Consider the following 21,193-nt stretch of genomic DNA (forward strand, 5'->3'; position numbering starts at 1 on the left):
TGTAAATCACGAGCCTTATCTCGTTTAATTTGTTGATAATAAGCTTGTTTTGATAGCCCGAGCGACTGACAAACCCATTTTATTTTAAAAGCTTTTTCTTTCTTTTTTGAATAGGCTCGCTCAATGACTCGGGCAATAACTTTTTTGAAAGTTCCTCCCCAGTAATTTTTTCAAACTCAATGATAACATCTTGTTGAAAGTATCTAATACCTTCTAAGTCAGCTATTTTTTCTTTAAGTTTTCGTATTTCATCGTCTTTGGATACGAATGTTTTTTTGTTGGTATAGTTGCTTAATTTTTTCATCCAATAATGTATTGTTGCTCGTGAAATATTATACTTCTTGGAGGCAAAGTTAGCAGATATTTGACCATTATTGATTTGGTCGATGACAAAAAGTTTGTGCTCGAAAGTTACTTTTTGATAGCCATTTTTTCGGCAGTCTTGATTTGTTGGTGTTTCCATAGGTACTAAAAGTGTTTAATTTTTAGTCAACCTATTTTAGGACGATACAGAACCTTGAAGTGTCTCACGAGAATTTAGTACAAAAAAATCTTCCATTTTTCATGGAAGATTTTAGATGAAATCTAATTCAATGTTGTTTTCTTTTAAATTGTTTTATTATTCTACTGTTATCGCAATAGTATATATGACAGCATCTTTGTCGTTTTCAAGAGGTTCAGCACAAACAGATAAGCCCCAGTGAACGGTTTGCCCTTTTTCGTTTTTATAAGTATCTCCTTCATAGGACATCTTGAAACGATTCTTTATCATCGCTTTTAAGAAAGTTGTTGTAAGTTCATTTATGTCAACAGATGATAATCCTAATTTACTATCTCTGTTTATTTCTTCAAGACATCCATGTACACAGGAAACTTCTTTTTTTTCAGAATCAACTTCTTTTGAACGCAGTGCACATAGTAATGTTCCTGTGTTTACTGTCATCGGTTTTGGTATATTTGCTGGCCAATTTGTTAACAATTGTTGTTCTTGTTGTTGTTTGATTATTAAAGCAGTTATTTCAACATCTTCGTTAGGGTTTATGCCATAATGCGCGGAACTTTGTTCAAGTTTGCTTTTTATGATTTGTTGATTTTGACCAACTAAATTGACTACTCTTGTAACCGCATATTCACCGGGTTTACTTTGAATAACTGCATACTGTGAATAGGAAGTTCCTGAAGAACTATAAGGAGTTGCATTTACATTTCCGGTAGGTAAGCTAACGGTTGCTGTGATTTCAGTAACCAGACAAACACCTCTTGAAAAAGATTGTCCGGATCCATTGCCAAGATTATAATTGTCGGAAGAACAAGCAGCATAACTAATTGTTCCAGCTGCAGTAAATCCGCAGGAATTTTGAATATTTACATCGGGATAACTCATGATTTGTATATTAATTTACCCTACTCGTGAGGCTTTTCGGGTTGCGCCTTGTTTATTAATGTGGTTTCTAACTCCACAATTTAACGTTGTCTGTTTTTAAAATTTATTTATATGCAATTGTTTTATAAACTTTTAAGTTCTTGATTACTAAAATAAATTAATATAGGACTTTAGAAATAACAAAAAGGCTAGCTTCAATTTGTTTTCTATCATAAAACTACTATAAGAAACAAAGGGGGATTTTTTTTTTTACATAAGAAGTAGAATTTCTGTCATAAGAAAAGAGAATCATCTTACGAGAATTTAAAGCAAAAAAAACTTCCAAGATTTTTTGGAAGTTTTTAAGTTTATTTAAAAATTATCTTAATATTTTATACTTATGTATAAACTCTTTGTATTTTTCACTTAAAGTAACCTTATAGTTTCCTTCAAGAATAATTAAATTTTCATTTAGAATTATTTCAGTAATTCTATTGGTGTTTACAATAAAATTTCGATGTGTTCTTGTAAAATTATTAGTATCTAACAGAGTTGTAATTTTAGTTAAAGAAAGTGCTACTAGAAATTTTTCATTGTGAGTAATGATATTGCAATAACGTTCTTCAACTTCAATATATATAATATCATCGATGGCTACTTTTTTGAGTGCATTTTTCTTTTTTATAAATAAATAATTTGCTCCTATAACAGTGTCTTGATCTTCACTAACAAAGACATTGGTTTGCTCATAAAATTTTTCAATTGCCATCTCAATAGCATACAAAACTTCTAACTCATTAAACGGTTTTAGTAAGAAACTAAATGGTTTAGTAAGTTTTGCTCTTTCAAAAATTTGACGGTCTTTTGAGCTTGTTAAGAAAACGAATGGTTTTGCAATATTTGGTGTTATAGTTATGGTTTCAGCAAAAGTAATTCCTTCTGGCTGACCATTTAAGAAAACATCAATAATCACTAAATCTACTTTGTGCTGATAGAAAAGGGTTAATGCTTCCGTGTAATTGGTTGCTACTCCAACAATGTTATAATCATTTTCTAGAAGTACACTTGTTAATGCTTCTTCTTCAGATTTTGTATCTTCAATGATTAGAATATTTATTTTATCCATTAGTGTTTTCTTTTGGTAAAAATAAAATAAACTTTGTTCCTAAACCAATTTTACTTTCTATGTCTAATTTTCCACCATTTTTCACAAGCATAGATTTGCAAAGTTGCATACCTAATCCAGTTCCTATAATTTCTTTATTATTTTTTTTAGATAATTTTGCAGTTTCTTGTAATAATTCTTGAATGACTATGTTGCTCATTCCGACACCTGTATCTTCAATTACTAATTCTATAAAATTATCTTTTGGTTTTTGTGTATAAATAGAAACAGTTCCTTTTTCATGAGTAAACTTTATTGCATTGTCTAACATATTTCTTAGAATAATTTTCAACGAATCTAAATCCATAAAAACATAAATATTTTTATCAATATTTATATTTAGATCTATACCTTTTTCAGAAACTATAGGTTTATAATTATATTCTATTTGTTGAACAATAGAAAATAAATGTAATGATTCTTGTTGGAAAAATAATTGGTTGGTTTGTTGCTGTGACCAATTAAGTAAATTATCTAATAAGTTATATGAACTATTAGCAATAGCGTTGTTTTTGTGAAGCAGAACGTCAAGTTGTTCGTAGTTTTTGGTTTCTAAATGACTTAATAATTTTGTATTACTAGTCTTTAAAGCATTTACAGATGAACGCAAATCATGACTAACAATAGTAAATAGCTTGTCTTTTGTGGCGTTTAATTCGTCAAGGTTTTCTTTTTGCGAGAGAATTATTTTATTGGTTTTAATTTTCTGTCTGTAAAAATAAAGTCCTATACCAAACACACTCAATAATAAAACCGCTACAACAAACAATCCATTTCGCTGTGTTTGTTTAATTTTATTTTCTACTTCAAGAACTCGAATTTCTTTTTGTTTTTGCCTTATAGCAAATTTCTTTTCTACTTCTGCAACAGCCCATATTTTGTTTTGATCAGTTAAGGAATCATTCCATTTTTCTGCTTCTTTTCTATAAACAAGTGCTTTTTCAAAATTTTTTCTATTTTCCTCAACAACAGACATATTTTTAGTAGCAACTTGTTTTAAATCATATCTTTTTACTTTTTTCGAAAAATGATATGCTCTTTCGAAAAAAGGTATGGCTAAATTATCTTTATATTGATTGTAATACAAATTTGCAACATCTCCATAGGCTCCTATAAGCATTAAGGTGTCTTTTTCTAATTCCTGTAATTTTGTGCTTTTTAACAGATAAGATTCTGCTTTTTTAAAATCTTGCAAATGCAAATAAGAAATTCCTAAATTATGATTTACAATACTTTTTTTAATATTAAAACAATTCGTGTTAGGAAAATTTTCGAATTCTTCTAAATAAATTATAGCGGTTTTAAAATCATTTTGTTCTAATGCGATTTCCCCTAAAATATTTTTTACACTTTCGTAAAATTCAAATGTTTTTGAAATTTTTTTAAACTCTTTTTTTGCTTCTAAAAGCATTTTCTTTTGTTTAAAACTATAACCTCTAAAAAAATGACAATAATTGGTAAGTTCGGTTGTTTTCTTGTTAAAGCTAAGTTGCCTCATGGAATACACTAAAGTAGAATCCCATTTTTTTTTGAAAAAGAATAATTGAGCGTTTTTAAAATTTATTTCTTGAGTAAATTTTTTGCTTTTAGTTTGAAACTCATTTTTAAACAAAATTTCATTGTCTTTTTGCTGTGAAAAAAGCAAAAAAGGAGTATTGAAGAGTACTAGAAAGTATAATATTTTAATCTTTATCAACTTGTAATTTTCTCACAAATATAATTGAATTTGACAATAAAAAAACAGAGGAAATAAAACCTCTGTTTTTTTATTAATGCTTAAAGAAAAAAATATTTCAATTAAGGCTGTACAGTGGTCTCTGTCCCTCTAGACGTAACAGGGTCCTCATCCCAAACAAATGTTATTATTGAAGCAGGTTTGTTTTCCAAAGAAAGATTAAAATTCACTTGATATACACTAAATGTTTTCGCTTCTTTTTCTAAATTATTATATGAAATATTAAATGTTGGTAGTAATTGACTATTATCATAATACACTTTAATATTATTTGAAAGAGGAGTAGGAATTACTGCTGCTGCATCAATAAAAATAACAGCAGATACTTGAAGATTCTTTTTGCCTGAATCATAATACGCTTGAACAACTGGCGCGAAAGGTTTTTTTGACCGTGCATTAGGAAATGTTACTGGACTAAATAGAGATGTAACTATTGAACCATCTATAATTGTTCCTGGAGGTAACACTGGTTTAATTGATGAATTTGCTGTACTCATAATATGAATTTTTAATTTGTTTCTTTTTTAAAATTTTAAGTTATTATTGCTTAATTACTTTTATTGTTTTTTCTTTTCCTTCTGAAGTTACTTTTACAAAATATGACGCTTTTGGAAGGTTTGATAAATCTATTTGAACGGTTGAATTATTGGTTTTATTTTCAAGGATTTCCTGTCCAAGTATGTTGGTTACACGAATGCCATCAATGGTATTAGAACATTCAATACTTAAAATGTTGGAAGTTGGATTTGGATAAAAATTAAGTTTGCTGATATCAAAATCTTCAACACCTAAAGGAATGGTAAAAACAGGATTACTTCCCGGAAAATTAGTGCCTCCAGGATTTATGTCATAACTAGTAGTTTCGTTATGAATCCAATTCGAAATTGTTGAAATATCTGTCATTAAACTACTTTTATTTCCTGTTTTTGGACCTATGTAAACATTATCATCACCATGATATCCAGCAGAAGCAGGATCTCTACTTAAAGAAATCGCATTAGTTCCCAAAGTTAAACTTGGCGGTAAATAAGAATTAAAAATATTGCTTAAACCCGAACCAGTTACTAAAAATTGGCCAGCAACTTGAGGAATAGTATTATGTGTTAAAGCAAATGGATTACACCAAGCAAAAACATAAGTTGTTACAGTCGTAGCATTAGGACCTTGAAAAATAAACCAATTATCTCCTCCTGCAGCTGATGGGCATGCTGTTGTAACAGTGTTTGTCCAACCAATTACGGAAACACTACCAGGAAGCCCTGTAACTACTGGTGTACCTGATGCTGCGTTAATCGTAAATTTTGTTACGGTTCCAGCGGCTAGTGCTGAAGTTGTTGTCCATTGAATAGAACCTTCTGAGGTATTGCCTGTAGAAACTGTACTAAAAGCGCTTGTTGTTTCATCATATGCATAATCTGTTATACGAATAACTGTGCCTGATGATATTGGCACAAGATTTACTATGGCCATTTCATAAGGAACTGAATCATAGTTTAGTCCTACAATTGCTATATCACCTGCACTTAATGTAGTTTGTGCATTTAAGGATGAAAATAAACTTAAAAAGCATCCTAAGAAGAGTAATTTTTTTAACATAGTTTTCGTGAATTTAATTAAGTAAAAATATAAAAAAAATGGACTATTCTTACAAATAGCCCATTTAATCTTAAGGCCTAGTTGGGTATATACCTTCGCAACAAATAATGTATTGCATGGCTACAAAATTTGGAACTGTAGGAATTGGCTGTGGACCAGATCCCCAAGGAGATAATGAAAGACCTGTTGGGTCGAAATTTAAATTGTTATTTACAGTTGAACTAACTCCGCCTAAGTTTTGATTTGGTGCTGCATTAGTATAAAGATTAGGGGCATCAGCACCATTTGTATCAACTGTTTTTCCTAGAACATTATTTGTTGAAGATGGAGTAGGATTTTGCCCGTTACTTGTACTGGCTTGTAGAACTGTATTTACAGTTAAGCTTCCTGAAAGATTAGAGCCAGCGCCTTTTATAATCGTGTGGGTATGTGGTGGCATGTTAGCCGCAGTAATTGTAGCAGATTGAGTCCCTCCAACTTGACCATAAGCATAAGTCCCTCCAGGATGTGCTCCACTAATGTTTGAGCATTGTGTTGGAAATGCCCCACGAAAATCGGGAAGTCTAAATGTAGTCATTCCGTCACCACCATAAGTTGTACCAAGAATAGAAAACAAAGCTTGGTATTGATTGATTGGCAAAGATTGCCCTTCACAAGTGAAGTAGCCTTTTGGAGCAAAGTTACCAGCAAATAATTTGATTACTCCCATTATTTCGTCCATAGTTTTTAATTTTAAAAAGTTAATTTTGATTAATTATATGTTCAAAGATATTTTGATTTAAAAATAGATTTAATAAAAAATGTCATGAAAACTATTTTTAATGTCATAAGATTGAATTGTAACTATTTTTAAGTCTTTTCGGGAGTAATATTAATTACTTAATCTATGTTAAGTACCTTTCATTTCTCATAAGCGTAAATTTGTATCATAATAATTACTAAATTTATACATTATGAAAAATACAGTTTTACACAAAGCAAATACAAGAGGACACGCCGATCACGGTTGGTTAAATGCATACCATAGTTTTAGTTTCGCAAGTTGGCACAATCCAGAAAGAGTACAATTTGGAGCCTTACGTGTTTTAAATGACGATACTGTTGCAGCTGGAATGGGTTTTGGAACACATCCTCACGATAATATGGAAATTATTACCATTCCGTTAGAAGGCGATTTGGCTCACAAAGATAGTATGGGAAATACAGAAGTTATCAAAAATGGCGATGTACAAGTAATGAGTGCTGGAACTGGAATTCAACATAGCGAATTCAATCCTAATGCTGATCAGCAAACAAAATTATTCCAAATTTGGTTGTTTCCAAAAATTAGAAATGTAGAACCACGTTACCAACAAATTACATTAGACACAACGAAACAAAAAAATAATTTTGCACAAATTTTATCTCCAAATACTGATGATGAAGGCGTTTGGATTCATCAAGATGCGTGGTTTCATTTAGCGGATTTCGACAAAGATTTTTCTAAAACCTACGAATTGAAAAAAGAAGGAAACGGAATGTATGTTTTTGTCATTTCGGGAACTATTACTATTGATGGACAAGAATTAGAAACGCGTGATGGATTAGGAATTACTGATTTTAAAACCTTAAATATTAGAGCGACTTCTGATGCGAAATTTTTATTAATGGAAATTCCAATGGAGCACTAAATTTATAATTTCAATATTCCAAGTTGGCTATTCCAAGTTTAAAAGGTTGAATATTCAATTATGAATAACGAATGTTAAAAATATAAATAATGATTCATTATACAACTACCGTAAACGCTTCTTTGGAAAAAGTGTGGCAACATTTAATTCTAAAAATTGAAAAGCCAGAAAACTTTGTTCCAGGCGTAAGTGATGTAATTATTTTGGAGAAAAACGAAGACTTCGTAACCAGAAAAATGACAATCACTACAGCTGAAAACACTACAACTTTGGTAGAGAAAATTACGTTTTTACCTTATAAAGTAAGGTTTTTGTTGTTAGAGCATCCGAAGTTTGAAGGTTATGTGGATAATGATATTAAAGCGATTTCAGATAATGAAACCGAAATGACATTTACCATCAACTGGAAAGATAAAAACACGCAATCTGAATTTGAAAATCAAGAAATGGTGAAAAACGCCGTATTAAAAACGAAAACTTTTATAGAAAATAACTAATGAGAAAAATCATTGCTTTTGCGGGTTCTTCAAGTAAGACATCCATAAACAAACAATTGGTAACTTATGCTGCCAACCAATTTGAGAATGCTTCTGTGGAAGTGTTAGATTTAAACGATTATGAAATGCCTGTTTTTTCTGTGGATAAAGAAAAAGAAAACGGAATTCATAAATTGGCAACCGATTTCTATGCGAAAATTGGAAGTGCCGATTTAATTGTTATTTCGTTTGCAGAACACAACGGAAACTTTTCTGCAGCTTTCAAAAATGTATTAGATTGGACTTCAAGAATAAATTCTAAAACGTTTCAGGAAAAAGAAATGCTTTTATTAGCAACTTCTCCCGGTGCTCGTGGTGGAAGTTCGGCATTAGATATCGCCACCAAAAGATTTCCGTTTCAAGGCGGCATTGTAAAAGGCAGTTTTTCTTTACCAAGTTTCAACGATAATTTTGATGCTTCTAACGGAATTATTAATCCAGATTTAAAAAATCAATTATTAGAAATTGTAAATTCTATCGAATTATAATAAAAATACTATTTTTGCTCTGGTTTTCTAACAAATTAAACACAAAAGATGAAAGCATACATATTTCCAGGTCAAGGTGCACAATTTACAGGAATGGGCAAAGATTTATATGAAAATTCAGAATTAGCAAAATCATTATTCGAAAAAGCGAATGACATATTGGGTTTCCGAATTACAGATATCATGTTTGAAGGCACAGCCGAAGAATTAAAAGAAACCAAAGTTACCCAACCAGCCGTTTTTTTACATTCGGTTATTTTAGCAAAAACATTAGAAAATTTTAAACCAGAAATGGTTGCTGGACACTCTTTAGGTGAGTTTTCGGCGTTAGTTGCCAATGGCGCTTTATCATTTGAAGACGGATTAAAATTAGTTTCACAAAGAGCAATTGCTATGCAAAAAGCTTGTGAAATTGCACCTTCAACAATGGCAGCAGTTTTGAATCTTGATGATAAAATCGTAGAAGATATTTGTGCTTCTATTGATGGTGTTGTGGTAGCTGCAAATTATAACTGCCCGGGGCAATTGGTTATTTCTGGTGAATATAAAGCCGTAGAATTGGCTTGCGAAAAAATGAAAGAAGCGGGCGCAAAACGAGCTTTGATTTTACCTGTTGGCGGTGCATTTCACTCGCCAATGATGGAACCTGCTCGTGAAGAATTAGCAGCTGCTATTGAAGCAACAACTTTCTCTACTCCTATTTGTCCCGTATATCAAAATGTAACTGCAAGTGCCATTTCTGATCCAATTGAGATTAAGAAAAACTTAATCATACAATTGACCGCTCCTGTAAAATGGACACAATCGGTACAACAAATGATACAAGATGGCGCCACTTTATTTACAGAAGTTGGTCCAGGAAAAGTACTGGTTGGATTAGTTAATAAAATAAATAAAGAAGTAGAAACTTTTTCAGCTTAATTTTTAAATCGAATTTAAATACAATCCTCATAAAATTTATTTGTGAGGATTTTTTATATTTGAAAATCAAAAAACTAACACATGTCAAAAATACTTGAATTATTTAATAAAATTGAAGCTTCAAAAGTTATTGCTTCTAATATTGATTATTCCGAATATATTGCTTTAAATTTATCAGCTGCAAATACCGAATTAGAAAGACACAGTCTAGAAACTGCAGCAGATTATGAGATTTTTATTCAAAATTACTTAGATAATAACAAAGCCAAAATAGCATATGGCGGTTATATAGAAACTCGAAATTTATACAAAAGAAGTTTTGTTTTCAATAGCCAAAATACTGACGAAAGAAATATACACATTGGCTTAGATTTGTGGATAAACCAACAAGCAGCAATTTATTCCGCTTTAGATGGAAAAATTCACAGTTTTCAGAACAATACCGCATTAGGAGATTATGGTCCAACAATCATTATAGAGCATGAAATTGAAAATATTAAATTTCACACATTATATGGCCATTTGAGTGAAGCTAGTTTAATGGGTAAAAATGTTGGTGATTTAGTAAAAAAAGGGCAACAAATTGCTAATCTTGGTCTCCCACCAATAAATGGTGATTATGCACCACACTTACATTTTCAAATTATAATTGATATGGAAAACAAAACAGGTGATTATCCGGGTGTTTGCAATATAAAAAATCTAGAATATTACTCAGTAAATTGTCCAGATCCTAATTTATTATTAAAAATAAAGTAATTAGACATTATGAATTAACATTAGAAATTTTTTAATTTCTAAATTTCTTTCTTTTTATAATTAATGATAAAAACACCCAAAATGATTAGCGCTGTTGCAATAATAAAATCATTAGTAATTACTTCATCAAGAAACAACCAACCCAAGAAAACTGCAATAATGGTATTAATATAATTTAAGATTGAAACTTGAATAGCTGTAACTCTTTTTAAAGCATATAAGTAACAGAAAAATGCCAAAACCGATCCGAAAACGGCTAAATATAAGGTTGTAAAAACACTTCTAAAACTCCATAAACTAACATCTACATTTGGAGAAAATATAAGTGCCAGAAATAACTGAATAATAGCTGCAATAGCAAATTGATAAAACAAATTGAGTGCAATATTATTAGATTTATGAATGTGCATTTTAGAATAAACAGTTCCTGCCGACCAACTTAAAATGGCGATACTCAAAAACAGAATTCCTGTTTTATAATTCGGGTCTAAAATAGCTCCAAGCCCATCTCTAAAGATAAAAACAACACCAAGAAAACCAACAATAACTCCAATAAAACCTTTGATATTTGGTTTTTGTAACCCAAATAAAATGCTTCCAATAAAAATAACAACTGGAGATAAAGCACTTAATATTGAAGTCAAACCACTTGGAACACTTTTTTCGGCAATAGTGGTAAAACCATTGGCGATAACAATCATTAATATTGCTGGTACAAACTGAAGTTTAAAATTTCCCCAGCCAATCCAAGACAATTCTTTTTTGTAAAGTAAAATACAAAGTATAATTAATGCAGCCAAACCTTGTCTCATCGAAGTAATGTACCAAGGTGGAATCGTTTCGACAGCAACTCGAATACCAAAATAAGTTGTTCCCCAAACCACTGCAACTACAATTAGACAGAATAATAATTTAAAATCAGTTTTTTGGTTCATTTTTTTTCGAGATAATAGATTTTTAGATAAAAAAGTTTGCCTTTTTTTACTGAAATCTGCCTACTGATTCCTAATTTTTTGTTCCCATTTCCAAGCACTTGCTAATGCTTCTTCTAATGTAGATTGTGCTTTCCAGCCCAAAATAGTATTAGCTTTATCGGTATTTGCGTAAGCAGAAATGACGTCGCCTTCTCTACGAGGAACAATTTTATAAGGTAATTTTTGTTCAGAAACTTTTTCGAAAGCAGTGATAACTTCCAAAACCGAGCTTCCTGTCCCAGTTCCTAAATTGAAAGTTTCTACTTTTTCTAAGTTTTTCTTATTTAATAAACGTTGCAGCGCAATAACATGGGCTTTTGCCAAATCGACCACATGAATATAATCGCGAATACAAGTCCCATCTGGCGTTGGATAATCATCCCCGTAAACCGATAATTCCTGACGCAAACCTATTCCTGTTTGTGTGATATACGGAATTAAATTTTGTGGAATTCCAATAGGCAATTCGCCAATTTCGGCACTTGGATGCGCTCCAATTGGGTTAAAATAGCGCAATAAAATTGAATTTATAGTACTGACTTTACAAACTTCTGTAATAATTTCTTCGCCTATTTGTTTTGTGTTTCCGTATGGAGAAATGGCTGGTTTTATAGGTGCATTTTCTGTAATTGGCATTTTTTCGGCCTGGCCATAAACGGTACAAGAGGAACTGAAAATAAAATTAGCTTCGGCTTTTTGTTGCAATTCTTGCAGTAAATAAACCAAGGTATGAATGTTGTTTTCGTAATACAACAAAGGGTTTTCGACACTTTCCCCCACTGCTTTTGAAGCTGCAAAGTGAATTACACCATCAATATCATTATGTTTTTTGAAAAAATTTTGTACCGATGTTTTTTCTCTTAAATCTAATTTTTCGTACAAAGGTGTTTTACCTGTAATGGCAACAATTCCTTTTAGGACTTCTTCAGATGAGTTAGAAAGATTATCGATAATAACTACTTCGAAACCTTCATTTTGCAATTCGACAACGGTGTGAGAACCTATAAATCCGAGACCTCCTGTTACTAATATTTTCATGAAATGTTGATTTGTATTTGTTACTTTTTAGCCCAGATAGTAGTGAAAATCCTCGCCATTTTTCTTGGCGAGATTGCAACGGATAGCTGGATTAGCTCCTTAAAAAATTACTTATTTAAAAACTCTAAAACAGAATCGGTTATAAATTTTATTTGTTCGTCGTCAAGCTCTGTGTGCATTGGCAATGATAAAACTTCCTGAACTAATTGATTGGTTACCGGAAAATCTTCTTCTTTATATCTCGAATCTAAATAGGCTTTTTGAGAATGCAACGGAATTGGGTAATAAATCGCACATGGAATGTCTTTGCTTAACAAATAATCCATCAAACCATTTCTGTCCGCATCGATAATTCGTAACGTGTATTGGTGAAAAACATGGCAATCGCAAATATCACAAATACTTGGTGCTACAATATTTTTATGTCCTTCAAAAGCTACTGAATATTTTCTAGCCGCATCTTGACGAGCTTTACCATACGTATCTAAAAGTGGTAATTTTGCATTAAGAACAGCCGCTTGAATACTATCTAAACGAGAATTTACGCCAACCACATCGTGATGGTAACGTACATACATTCCGTGGTTTACAATACCTCGTAGTGTGTGAGCTAAATCATCATCGTTTGTAAAAATAGCGCCACCATCACCATAACAACCTAAGTTTTTAGACGGAAAAAATGACGTTGCTCCTACATGACCTATTGTTCCTGCTTTCTTTTTTGTGCCGTCAGAAAATTTGCAATTGGCTCCAATAGCTTGTGCATTATCTTCGATTACAAAAAGGTTGCGCTCCTTTGCAATTTGCATGATCGCTTCCATATTAGCAGCACGACCAAACAAATGTACCGGAATAATGGCTTTTGTTTTGGGTGTTATTGCTTTTTTAATAGCTTCAATATTAATATTCATATTGTACCTATCCACATCGACTAAAACTGGTGTTAGTTGCAAAAGTGCAATAGTTTCGACAGTGGCTGCGAATGTAAAATCGGCAGTAATAACTTCGTCACCTGGTTTTAAACCCAGTCCCATCATAGCTATTTGCAAAGCATCGGTTCCGTTTGCGCAAGGAATCACGTGTTTTACATCTAAGTATTCTTCAAGATTTTTTTGAAATTTGTGAACTTCTGGTCCGTTTATGTAAGTATTTGTATCTAAAACTCCTTGAATAGAAGTGTTTACTGTATCTTTTATTTTTTCGTACTGACTTTTTAAGTCAACCATTTGAATTTTTTTCATCTTTTTCGTTTAACCACAAAGTTCACAAAGCTTTCACTAGGTTCACAAAGTTTTGAATTTAGAACAAAAATAGGAATTTTAGATTCATACTTATTATATAATGTAAAGAAAAATGTATTTTTGAAATCAAATTTTACGCAATGCTTTTCATTTATAATCTAATCGTTCAACTTGCTGGTTTTTTGTTACATATCGTAGCTCTTTTCAGTCCAAAAATGAAGCTTTTTGTCGAGGGTCGAAAAACTGTTTATACAACTTTACAAAGCAAAATAAACTCAGAAGATAAAACCATTTGGTTTCACGCTGCGTCTCTAGGCGAGTATGAACAAGGTTTGCCAGTAATTGAAAAAATAAAAGAAAAATTTCCTTCTCATAAGATTGTGGTTACCTTTTTTTCTCCATCTGGTTATGAAGTAAGAAAAAATAATACGGTTGCTGATGTTACGGTTTATTTGCCTTTAGATACTAAAAATAATGCACAACAATTCTTAAAATTAGTGCGTCCAGAAATGGTTTTCTTTATCAAATACGAATATTGGCCTAATTATTTGAATGAGCTCAAAAAACAAAATATCAAAACCTATCTAATTTCGGGTGTTTTTAGAGAAAAACAAGCTTTTTTTAAATGGTATGGTGGTTTTTATAGAAATGCGTTGCAATCTTTCGATTACTTTTTTGTACAAAACGAAAATTCCAAAAAACTCTTGCAAAGTATTGGTTTTACTAATGTAAAAATCTCTGGAGACACTCGTTTTGATCGAGTAGTTTCTATTTTAGAACGTGACAATTCAATAGATTTTATAGCACAATTTAAAAATAACTCTTCGACTACGCTCAGAGTGACAACTATTGTTATTGGAAGTTCATGGCCAAAAGACGAAAGTTTATTGGTGAATTATATTAATCAATCCTCAAATGAGGTAAAATTTATTATTGCACCACATAATATTAAGCCGGAGCAAATTCAAGAATTAAAAAATTCAATTACAAAAAAATCGCTTTTATTTTCAGAAAAATCGAATAAAAATTTATCTGAATACAACGTTTTTATTATTGATACCATTGGAATTTTAACTAAAATATATTCTTACGCTGACATTGCTTATGTAGGCGGCGGTTTCGGAAATCCTGGTGTTCACAACATATTAGAACCCGCTACTTTTGGCGTTCCGATTGTTATTGGTCCAAATTTTTCTCATTTTGCCGAAGCAACAGCTTTAGTCAATATGACGGGTTGTGTTTCGATTTCTAATCAAAAAGAATTGGATGAAATTTTCGATAATTTAATTCAAAATCCCGATGAAAGATTTGAAAAAGGACATATTTGCAACACTTTTGTGAATATGAATAAAGGCGCGACTAACATTATTTTAAAACATATTTCTTAATCAAAACTTAAAAAAAATAACCCAAATAAATTAAATTCTTACATTGCAACCTTCAAAAAAATAGTACTTATGAAATTTTTAAAACTATTCCTCCTATTATTTGTCATACAAACACAAGCGCAGCAAGGCGGTATGTGGATTCCTTCTCTACTAAACGGAATGAACGAAACAGAGATGAAAAACTTGGGTATGAAAATCTCTGCCGATGATATTTATTCGGTAAATCATTCGAGTTTAAAAGATGCCGTTCCGCATTTTAATGGTGGTTGTACTTCGGAAGTAATTTCCCCAAAAGGATTAATTCTTACCAATCACCACTGTGGTTTCGATGCTATTCAAAACCATTCTTCTACGCAACACGATTATCTAACCGATGGTTTTTGGGCAATGAAAATGGAAGACGAATTACCAAACGAGAATTTAGTGGTAACATTTATTGTAAGTATCAATGATGTAACTGCTCAAGTTTTAGATGGTGTTGCAGCCATTACTTCGGAAGCGGAAAAACAAAAGAAAATTCAGGAAAACATCACAAAAGTTTCTACCAGTTTTGCAAAAGAAGCTTGGCAAGAAAACAAAGTCCGTACTTTTTTTGAAGGAAATCAATACATTTTATTCGTTACTGAAGTTTTTAAGGATGTTCGTTTAGTTGGTGCGCCACCAAGTTTGATCGGTAAATTTGGCTCGGATACAGACAACTGGGTTTGGCCACGTCATACGGGAGATTTCTCGATGTTTAGGATTTATGCCGACAAAAACAACCATCCAGCAGCTTATTCTAAAGACAATGTTCCTTATACACCAAAACACTTTTTACCAGTTTCTTTAGATGGTATTCAGGAAGACGATTTTACAATGGTTATGGGTTATCCTGGTAAAACGCAGGAATATTTACCATCATTTGCAGTAGCACAAATTGTAAATGAAACCAATCCTGCAAAAATAGAAATTCGTGATGCAGCGCTAAAAGTACAAGATGGCTTCATGCGAAAAGACAATGCTATCAAGATTCAGTATGCTTCAAAATATGCTGGTGTAGCTAATTATTGGAAAAAATGGATTGGTGAAAGTCAAGGTTTAAAAAAATCGAATGCCGTTGGTCTCAAACAAAATTTTGAGAAAGATTTTCAACAAAAAGTTATTGCGACTGGTAAACAAAACGAATACGGTAACTTATTAGCTGAATTTGAAAAGAACTATACTGAAATTACACCTTATGCAGTAAGCAGAGATTATTTTAATGAAGTCGTTGTAAAAAATACAGAATTATTAAGCTTGGGTTACAAATTATACCAACTAGAACAAGTGTTTACAGTCAAAGGCGAACAAGCATTTAATGACCGAAAGGAAAACTTAATCAAATCTCAGGAAGATTTCTTTAAAGATTTCAACAAAAATGTAGACGAGAAAGTTTTCGAACAACTTATTACTCTTTATGGTAACAAAGCGCCAAAACAGTTTTTACCTGCTTCATTATTAAATGTCGATAACAAAAAACTAACAACATTAATATATAGCAAATCGAAATTAGTCGATTATGCAAAATTTAAAACGCTTTTAAGTGGTGATGCAAAATCAGTATTAAAAAAATTGAATTCAGACAAAGGTTATGTTTTTATAAAATCATTAGCGGATAATTACAGTAAAAATGTAGCTCCAAGATTTGACGAGATCAATCTAAAAATAACAGCTTTGCAAAGAATTTATATGAAAGCACAGCTAGAATTATATCCTAACTCACGTATTTTTCCAGATGCCAATAGCACCTTGCGTGTTACTTACGGAAAAGTAAAAGGATATTCTCCAAAAGACGCTACCTACTATAATCCTGTGACTTATTTAGATGGTGTTATGGAAAAATATGTTCCTGGTGATTACGAATTTGATGTTCCTAAAAAACTAATTGAACTTTATAACAACAAAGACTATGGGCAATATGCCGATAACGGAAAATTACCAGTTTGTTTTATAGGCACAAATCACACCACAGGAGGAAACTCAGGAAGTCCAGCGGTAGATGCCGAGGGAAATCTAATTGGATTAAATTTTGATCGTGTTTGGGAAGGCACCATGAGCGACATACATTATGACCCATCAATTTGCAGGAATGTAATGGTCGACATGAGATACGTACTGTTTATTGTTGACAAATTTGCTGGTGCAAAACATTTAATTGATGAAATGAAATTGGTTCATCCAAAGAAAAAATAAATCATTAATAACCAGTAGCTTAAAAATAGTTGATCGTTTTTTGCTATTTTTTTAAAATACTTTTTTAGACTAAAGTTTTGGCACAGAAATTGTAAATAAATTACATGTTGACAAAGATTGATTTTTTTTTAAAAAAAGCAAAAAAAAAGTTTTACATATAAAAAATTTTATATCTTTGCAAAGAATTAATAATTAACCTTTATAATTAAGTAAGATGAAAAAAGTTGTTTTAAGTTTAGCTTTAGTAGCTATGATGAGTGTTTCTTTTGTATCATGTAAAGATGCTGCTGCTGAGGCTCCAGTAACTGAAGAAGCTGCTCCAGTAATGGAAGAAGCTGTTGATTCTGCAGCTGTTGTTGCTGATTCTGCTGCTACTACTGCTGTTGATGCTGCTGCTACTGCAACAGATGCTGCTGCAACTGCAACTGACGCTGCTGCAACTGCTGTTGATGCTGCAAAAAAATAATTAGAATCTAATTCTGAAAATTTTAAACCACGCCAACGGCGTGGTTTTTTATTTATAATAGTTTTTCATAAAAACTATTACAACACTAATGTTGTCTATGAAATTAATACAGATTCTCCGTTCTAGCAATCCAGACGCTTCGAGAGAGACTGTTTTAAATATAGATATATTATTGAGATTATTATAAAAATCGGAAAGCAAAGGACCTAACTATTCCTTTACCTCTAAACTATCAAAGAAAGCAAAGTCATTATTAGAAAAGTCTAGTATTTCAGATTTAGAGGCATATTTTAGAATTTCATCAATTCCTTTTTGCAACAGCAATTGTGTAGTATATTTTCGACTAATAGCTATTTCTTTTTCGTGAATAATTAATCTGAAAAAAAATTTACCTCTTGAGGATTTGAATTTTAAAAAAACAGCATCTCCAACAGAAGCTTTTAGGAATTCAATTTCATTTTCACATTCAAATTTTAGTTCGAAGTTGTTACTAGTGAAAATAACTTTACCTCTTCTAGAAGTAAATTCAAATTTATACTCGTCGTTAATTCTTTTACTAATAACAAATGCGCTCATCTCTTTTGAATATAATTTGAAAGTAAAAATTACAAATGAATTAAAATAAAAAAAGCTTCAAACTATGTTTGAAGCTTTTGTACTCGGGACGGGACTTGAACCCGTACGACCATTACAGTCACTGGATTTTAAGTCCAGCGTGTCTACCAATTTCACCACCCAAGCAGTTTTATTTTTCAAAAATTAAATATAATTTTTGTTAGGTATAGAGCGAAAAACGGGGCTCGAACCCGCGACCTCGACCTTGGCAAGGTCGCGCTCTACCAGCTGAGCTATTTTCGCGTTTTCAAATTTTAAAAAGAACTGCAATGCATTACTGTATTGCGAGGGCAAATTTAATACATTAATTCAATTATACAAGGGTTTTTTAATAAAAAAAAAATACTTTTTTATAATGCTCTGAAAATCCTTGTTTTAGAAACTTTATTTTTTACTTAACATTCGTTTTATCTCGTTCAATTTCATTAAAGCTTCGACCGGAGTCAGGGTATTAATATCTAAACTAAGAATTTCTTCTTTAATTTCTTCCAAAAGCGGATCGTCAAGATTAAAAATACTGAGCTGCATATCCTCTTTATTAGTCTTTATTCCACTTAACGACTCAGCTGAATGATTTTTTTCTAATTTTTTTAAAATCTTTTCTGCTTTCTGTAAAACGATTTGTGGCATTCCAGCCATTTTTGCGACATGTATACCAAAACTATGTGCACTTCCTCCTTTTACTAACTTACGAATAAACAAAACCGTATCTTTTAATTCTTTGACAGAAACATTATAATTTTTAATTCGAGGTAACGATTCGGTCATTTCGTTCAATTCATGATAATGCGTTGCAAACAAAGTTTTGGGTTGTGCTGGATTTTCGTGTAAAAACTCGGCAATAGCCCAAGCAATAGAAACTCCGTCGTAAGTACTAGTACCACGACCTATTTCGTCAAGTAAAACCAGACTTCTATCGGAAATATTATTCAAAATGGAAGCTGTTTCATTCATTTCGACCATAAAAGTAGATTCTCCCATCGAAATATTATCACTCGCTCCGACTCTAGTAAAAATTTTATCTACAATTCCCATTTGCACGCTTTCTGCAGGAACAAAACTTCCCATTTGTGCCAACAACACAATAAGTGCCGTTTGTCTCAAAATAGCCGATTTACCTGACATATTTGGTCCGGTAATCATAATTAATTGCTGGGTTTCTCGATCTAAATAAACATCGTTAGCAATATACGGAACACCGATTGGCAATTGTTTCTCGATAACAGGATGGCGTCCATTTTTTATATCTAAAGCAAAAGAATCGTTTATTTCTGGACAGACGTATTTATTATCGATAGCTAATTGTGTAAATGAAACCAAACAATCCAATTGTGCGACCAAATTTGCATTCAATTGAACTGGCTTGATATAAGTAGCAATCCAACTGACTAATTGTTCAAATAACTGATTTTCTATTTGCTGAATTTTTTCTTCGGCTCCTAAAATTTTAGTTTCATATTCCTTGAGTTCTTCGGTAATATATCGCTCAGCATTTACAAGAGTTTGCTTGCGTATCCATTCCGTTGGCACTTTGTCTTTGTGTGTATTTCTAACTTCGATATAATAACCAAAAACATTATTGAATGATATTTTTAGTGAAGAAATACCTGTTTTTTCCGATTCTCGCTTTTCAATTCCTTCTAAATATTCTTTTCCTAAAGTTGAAATTCCTCGCAGTTCGTCTAATTCAGTATTTATGCCCGAAGCGATTGCATTTCCTTTACTTATTGCAACAGGAGCTTCTTGGTTTAGTGTTGTTTTTATTTTTTCTCGCAACAAATCACAACTATGCAAACTGTCGCCAATAACTTTTACAGCTTCTTGTGTGCTTTGTAGTGCCAATTCTTTTATCGGAATTATAGCATCTAATGATTCTTTTAGATAAATAATTTCTCTTGGACTAATTCTGCCAGCTGCTACTTTAGATATTAAACGTTCTAAATCGGAAATTTGTTTAATCTGATTTTGAACTTTTTGAAGGATTTCTTGATTTTCTTTAAAATAAGTTACAACTTCGTGACGAGATTTTATTTTATTAGCATCTTTTAGCGGAAGCGCCAACCATCGTTTGAGCATTCGTCCGCCCATTGGCGAAAGCGTTTTATCGATAATATCGAGCAAAGTCACGGCATTCGGGTTGTAACTGTGGTATAATTCTAGGTTTCTAATCGTGAAACGATCCATCCAAACGTAAGCGTCTTCGGCGATGCGATGAATTGAAGTTATATGTTGAATTCGATTGTGTTGCGTTTCTGATAAATAATACAAAATTGCTCCGGAAGCTATAATTCCGTTAGGTAATTCTTCGATACCAAAACCTTTTAGCGAATTAGTTTGAAAATGATTGATTAACGTTTCTACTGCATAATCTTCTTTATAAACCCAATCTTCGAGATAAAAAGCATGAAAATTATCTCCAAATTTCTCTTTGAAATCACCTTTGTTTTGCTTTGGAACCAAAATTTCGCTTGGGCTAAAGTTTTGCAACAATTTATCGATATATTCTTCGTTTCCTTCAGAAGTAAGAAATTCTCCGGTAGAAACATCTAGAAAGGAAACGCCAATTATTTTTTTACCAAAATAAATCGAAGCAAGAAAATTGTTAGTTTTCGAATTTAAAACTTCATCATTCATCGAAACTCCTGGAGTAACCAGTTCGGTCACGCCGCGTTTCACAATAGTTTTGGTCATTTTAGGATCTTCTAACTGGTCGCAAATGGCAACACGAAGGCCTGCTTTGACTAATTTAGGCAAATAGGTATTGATAGAATGGTGCGGAAATCCAGCCAAAGCCGTTTCGGTAGGTGAACCAGCGCCACGTTTTGTGAGTGTTATCCCAAGGATTTTTGATGCGCGAACCGCATCTTCGCCAAAAGTTTCGTAAAAATCGCCCACACGAAATAGCAAACAAGCATCGGGATATTTTCTTTTTATCTCGTTGTATTGTTTCATTAATGGCGTTTCCTTGATTTCTTTTGCAGACAAAATTTTAAATTTTAATTATAAGCAACGAATTTACTTATTTTA

Annotated in this window: 20 protein-coding genes and 2 tRNA genes; 8 read left to right on the top strand and 14 right to left on the bottom strand. The window is 32.0% G+C overall.

From position 1 onward, the window contains the following. Nucleotides 1–79 precede the first annotated feature (79 nt). The 7 genes from ACH2BP_RS08315 to ACH2BP_RS08345 form a co-directional block, all read right to left on the bottom strand. On the bottom strand, nucleotides 80–463 hold the full coding sequence (locus tag ACH2BP_RS08315) for a DNA-binding protein (RefSeq protein ID WP_395058841.1): 384 nt from the start codon (nucleotides 461–463) through the stop codon (nucleotides 80–82). 156 nt (nucleotides 464–619) lie between these two features. Next, complete coding sequence (locus tag ACH2BP_RS08320; protein WP_395058843.1) at nucleotides 620–1,384, bottom strand: hypothetical protein; 765 nt, start codon at nucleotides 1,382–1,384, stop codon at nucleotides 620–622. Between the two features lie 358 nt (nucleotides 1,385–1,742). After that, the gene (locus ACH2BP_RS08325; RefSeq protein WP_395058845.1) at nucleotides 1,743–2,489 is read right to left on the bottom strand and encodes a LytR/AlgR family response regulator transcription factor; all 747 of its coding nucleotides are present in this window, start codon (nucleotides 2,487–2,489) and stop codon (nucleotides 1,743–1,745) included. Further along, on the bottom strand, nucleotides 2,482–3,939 hold the full coding sequence (locus tag ACH2BP_RS08330; RefSeq protein ID WP_395058847.1) for an ATP-binding protein: 1,458 nt from the start codon (nucleotides 3,937–3,939) through the stop codon (nucleotides 2,482–2,484). Before ACH2BP_RS08330 ends, ACH2BP_RS08325 begins: the two co-directional genes overlap by 8 nt. 386 nt (nucleotides 3,940–4,325) lie before the next feature. Further along, on the bottom strand, nucleotides 4,326–4,760 hold the full coding sequence (locus ACH2BP_RS08335; protein ID WP_395058849.1) for a hypothetical protein: 435 nt from the start codon (nucleotides 4,758–4,760) through the stop codon (nucleotides 4,326–4,328). A gap of 43 nt (nucleotides 4,761–4,803) precedes the next feature. Then, the gene (locus tag ACH2BP_RS08340; RefSeq protein ID WP_395058851.1) at nucleotides 4,804–5,859 is read right to left on the bottom strand and encodes a T9SS type A sorting domain-containing protein; all 1,056 of its coding nucleotides are present in this window, start codon (nucleotides 5,857–5,859) and stop codon (nucleotides 4,804–4,806) included. A gap of 70 nt (nucleotides 5,860–5,929) precedes the next feature. Then, nucleotides 5,930–6,580, bottom strand: coding sequence for a phage tail protein (locus tag ACH2BP_RS08345; RefSeq protein ID WP_395058853.1), 651 nt, complete (start codon nucleotides 6,578–6,580; stop codon nucleotides 5,930–5,932). A 232-nt stretch (nucleotides 6,581–6,812) separates the two neighbouring features. Between ACH2BP_RS08345 and ACH2BP_RS08350 the strand changes: the two genes are divergently transcribed. From ACH2BP_RS08350 to ACH2BP_RS08370, 5 genes are all read left to right on the top strand, one after another. Continuing rightward, a complete protein-coding gene (locus tag ACH2BP_RS08350; RefSeq protein ID WP_395058855.1) occupies nucleotides 6,813–7,529 on the top strand; it encodes a pirin family protein in 717 nt (238 codons plus the stop codon). Between the two features lie 89 nt (nucleotides 7,530–7,618). After that, nucleotides 7,619–8,026 (top strand): AtaL-like protein, encoded by a 408-nt coding sequence (locus ACH2BP_RS08355; protein WP_395058857.1) that lies wholly within the window; start codon nucleotides 7,619–7,621, stop codon nucleotides 8,024–8,026. Next, a complete protein-coding gene (locus tag ACH2BP_RS08360) occupies nucleotides 8,026–8,553 on the top strand; it encodes an NADPH-dependent FMN reductase (protein ID WP_395058859.1) in 528 nt (175 codons plus the stop codon). Before ACH2BP_RS08355 ends, ACH2BP_RS08360 begins: the two co-directional genes overlap by 1 nt. Nucleotides 8,554–8,601: 48 nt before the next feature. Then, the gene (fabD, locus tag ACH2BP_RS08365; RefSeq protein WP_395058861.1) at nucleotides 8,602–9,474 is read left to right on the top strand and encodes an ACP S-malonyltransferase; all 873 of its coding nucleotides are present in this window, start codon (nucleotides 8,602–8,604) and stop codon (nucleotides 9,472–9,474) included. An 81-nt stretch (nucleotides 9,475–9,555) separates the two neighbouring features. Then, nucleotides 9,556–10,233 carry a peptidoglycan DD-metalloendopeptidase family protein gene (locus ACH2BP_RS08370; protein ID WP_395058863.1) on the top strand — a complete coding sequence of 226 codons (678 nt, stop codon included), beginning with the start codon at nucleotides 9,556–9,558 and terminating at the stop codon, nucleotides 10,231–10,233. Between the two features lie 38 nt (nucleotides 10,234–10,271). Here the strand turns inward: ACH2BP_RS08370 and ACH2BP_RS08375 are convergent, their stop codons facing one another. From ACH2BP_RS08375 to ACH2BP_RS08385, 3 genes are all read right to left on the bottom strand, one after another. Then, entirely contained in the window at nucleotides 10,272–11,168 is an 897-nt protein-coding gene (locus ACH2BP_RS08375; RefSeq protein WP_395058865.1) for a DMT family transporter, read from the bottom strand. 60 nt (nucleotides 11,169–11,228) lie between these two features. Beyond that, nucleotides 11,229–12,245 (bottom strand): UDP-glucose 4-epimerase GalE, encoded by a 1,017-nt coding sequence (gene galE / locus ACH2BP_RS08380; RefSeq protein WP_395058867.1) that lies wholly within the window; start codon nucleotides 12,243–12,245, stop codon nucleotides 11,229–11,231. A gap of 107 nt (nucleotides 12,246–12,352) precedes the next feature. After that, the gene (locus ACH2BP_RS08385) at nucleotides 12,353–13,486 is read right to left on the bottom strand and encodes a DegT/DnrJ/EryC1/StrS family aminotransferase (RefSeq protein ID WP_395058869.1); all 1,134 of its coding nucleotides are present in this window, start codon (nucleotides 13,484–13,486) and stop codon (nucleotides 12,353–12,355) included. Nucleotides 13,487–13,626: 140 nt separating this feature from the next. On the opposite strand from ACH2BP_RS08385, the gene ACH2BP_RS08390 reads away from it, so the two are divergent. From ACH2BP_RS08390 to ACH2BP_RS08400, 3 genes are all read left to right on the top strand, one after another. Next, the gene (locus ACH2BP_RS08390) at nucleotides 13,627–14,874 is read left to right on the top strand and encodes a 3-deoxy-D-manno-octulosonic acid transferase (RefSeq protein ID WP_395058871.1); all 1,248 of its coding nucleotides are present in this window, start codon (nucleotides 13,627–13,629) and stop codon (nucleotides 14,872–14,874) included. A 69-nt stretch (nucleotides 14,875–14,943) separates the two neighbouring features. Continuing rightward, a complete protein-coding gene (locus ACH2BP_RS08395) occupies nucleotides 14,944–17,085 on the top strand; it encodes a S46 family peptidase (protein ID WP_395058873.1) in 2,142 nt (713 codons plus the stop codon). A 214-nt stretch (nucleotides 17,086–17,299) separates the two neighbouring features. Further along, nucleotides 17,300–17,551: a hypothetical protein gene (locus ACH2BP_RS08400; protein ID WP_395058875.1), complete on the top strand. Its 252-nt coding sequence runs from the start codon at nucleotides 17,300–17,302 to the stop codon at nucleotides 17,549–17,551. Between the two features lie 210 nt (nucleotides 17,552–17,761). Here the strand turns inward: ACH2BP_RS08400 and ACH2BP_RS08405 are convergent, their stop codons facing one another. The 4 genes from ACH2BP_RS08405 to mutS form a co-directional block, all read right to left on the bottom strand. Then, complete coding sequence (locus ACH2BP_RS08405; protein ID WP_395058877.1) at nucleotides 17,762–18,127, bottom strand: DUF1508 domain-containing protein; 366 nt, start codon at nucleotides 18,125–18,127, stop codon at nucleotides 17,762–17,764. A gap of 80 nt (nucleotides 18,128–18,207) precedes the next feature. Further along, nucleotides 18,208–18,292: transfer RNA gene (locus ACH2BP_RS08410), tRNA-Leu, on the bottom strand. A gap of 44 nt (nucleotides 18,293–18,336) precedes the next feature. Then, nucleotides 18,337–18,409, bottom strand: a tRNA-Gly gene (locus ACH2BP_RS08415). A 141-nt stretch (nucleotides 18,410–18,550) separates the two neighbouring features. Next, complete coding sequence (gene mutS / locus ACH2BP_RS08420) at nucleotides 18,551–21,151, bottom strand: DNA mismatch repair protein MutS (RefSeq protein WP_395058879.1); 2,601 nt, start codon at nucleotides 21,149–21,151, stop codon at nucleotides 18,551–18,553. Between the last annotated feature and the right edge of the window lie 42 nt (nucleotides 21,152–21,193).

This window comes from Flavobacterium sp. (assembly GCF_043756175.1).
GTDB lineage: Bacteria > Bacteroidota > Bacteroidia > Flavobacteriales > Flavobacteriaceae > Flavobacterium.

Coding starts and splice junctions, on each gene's coding strand:
- ACH2BP_RS08315 (WP_395058841.1), bottom strand. CDS start 463: ATGGAAACACCAACAAATCAAGACTGCCGAAAAAATGGCTATCAAAAA.
- ACH2BP_RS08320 (WP_395058843.1), bottom strand. CDS start 1,384: ATGAGTTATCCCGATGTAAATATTCAAAATTCCTGCGGATTTACTGCA.
- ACH2BP_RS08325 (WP_395058845.1), bottom strand. CDS start 2,489: ATGGATAAAATAAATATTCTAATCATTGAAGATACAAAATCTGAAGAA.
- ACH2BP_RS08330 (WP_395058847.1), bottom strand. CDS start 3,939: ATGCTTTTAGAAGCAAAAAAAGAGTTTAAAAAAATTTCAAAAACATTT.
- ACH2BP_RS08335 (WP_395058849.1), bottom strand. CDS start 4,760: ATGAGTACAGCAAATTCATCAATTAAACCAGTGTTACCTCCAGGAACA.
- ACH2BP_RS08340 (WP_395058851.1), bottom strand. CDS start 5,859: ATGTTAAAAAAATTACTCTTCTTAGGATGCTTTTTAAGTTTATTTTCA.
- ACH2BP_RS08345 (WP_395058853.1), bottom strand. CDS start 6,580: ATGGACGAAATAATGGGAGTAATCAAATTATTTGCTGGTAACTTTGCT.
- ACH2BP_RS08350 (WP_395058855.1), top strand. CDS start 6,813: ATGAAAAATACAGTTTTACACAAAGCAAATACAAGAGGACACGCCGAT.
- ACH2BP_RS08355 (WP_395058857.1), top strand. CDS start 7,619: ATGATTCATTATACAACTACCGTAAACGCTTCTTTGGAAAAAGTGTGG.
- ACH2BP_RS08360 (WP_395058859.1), top strand. CDS start 8,026: ATGAGAAAAATCATTGCTTTTGCGGGTTCTTCAAGTAAGACATCCATA.
- fabD (WP_395058861.1), top strand. CDS start 8,602: ATGAAAGCATACATATTTCCAGGTCAAGGTGCACAATTTACAGGAATG.
- ACH2BP_RS08370 (WP_395058863.1), top strand. CDS start 9,556: ATGTCAAAAATACTTGAATTATTTAATAAAATTGAAGCTTCAAAAGTT.
- ACH2BP_RS08375 (WP_395058865.1), bottom strand. CDS start 11,168: ATGAACCAAAAAACTGATTTTAAATTATTATTCTGTCTAATTGTAGTT.
- galE (WP_395058867.1), bottom strand. CDS start 12,245: ATGAAAATATTAGTAACAGGAGGTCTCGGATTTATAGGTTCTCACACC.
- ACH2BP_RS08385 (WP_395058869.1), bottom strand. CDS start 13,486: ATGAAAAAAATTCAAATGGTTGACTTAAAAAGTCAGTACGAAAAAATA.
- ACH2BP_RS08390 (WP_395058871.1), top strand. CDS start 13,627: ATGCTTTTCATTTATAATCTAATCGTTCAACTTGCTGGTTTTTTGTTA.
- ACH2BP_RS08395 (WP_395058873.1), top strand. CDS start 14,944: ATGAAATTTTTAAAACTATTCCTCCTATTATTTGTCATACAAACACAA.
- ACH2BP_RS08400 (WP_395058875.1), top strand. CDS start 17,300: ATGAAAAAAGTTGTTTTAAGTTTAGCTTTAGTAGCTATGATGAGTGTT.
- ACH2BP_RS08405 (WP_395058877.1), bottom strand. CDS start 18,127: ATGAGCGCATTTGTTATTAGTAAAAGAATTAACGACGAGTATAAATTT.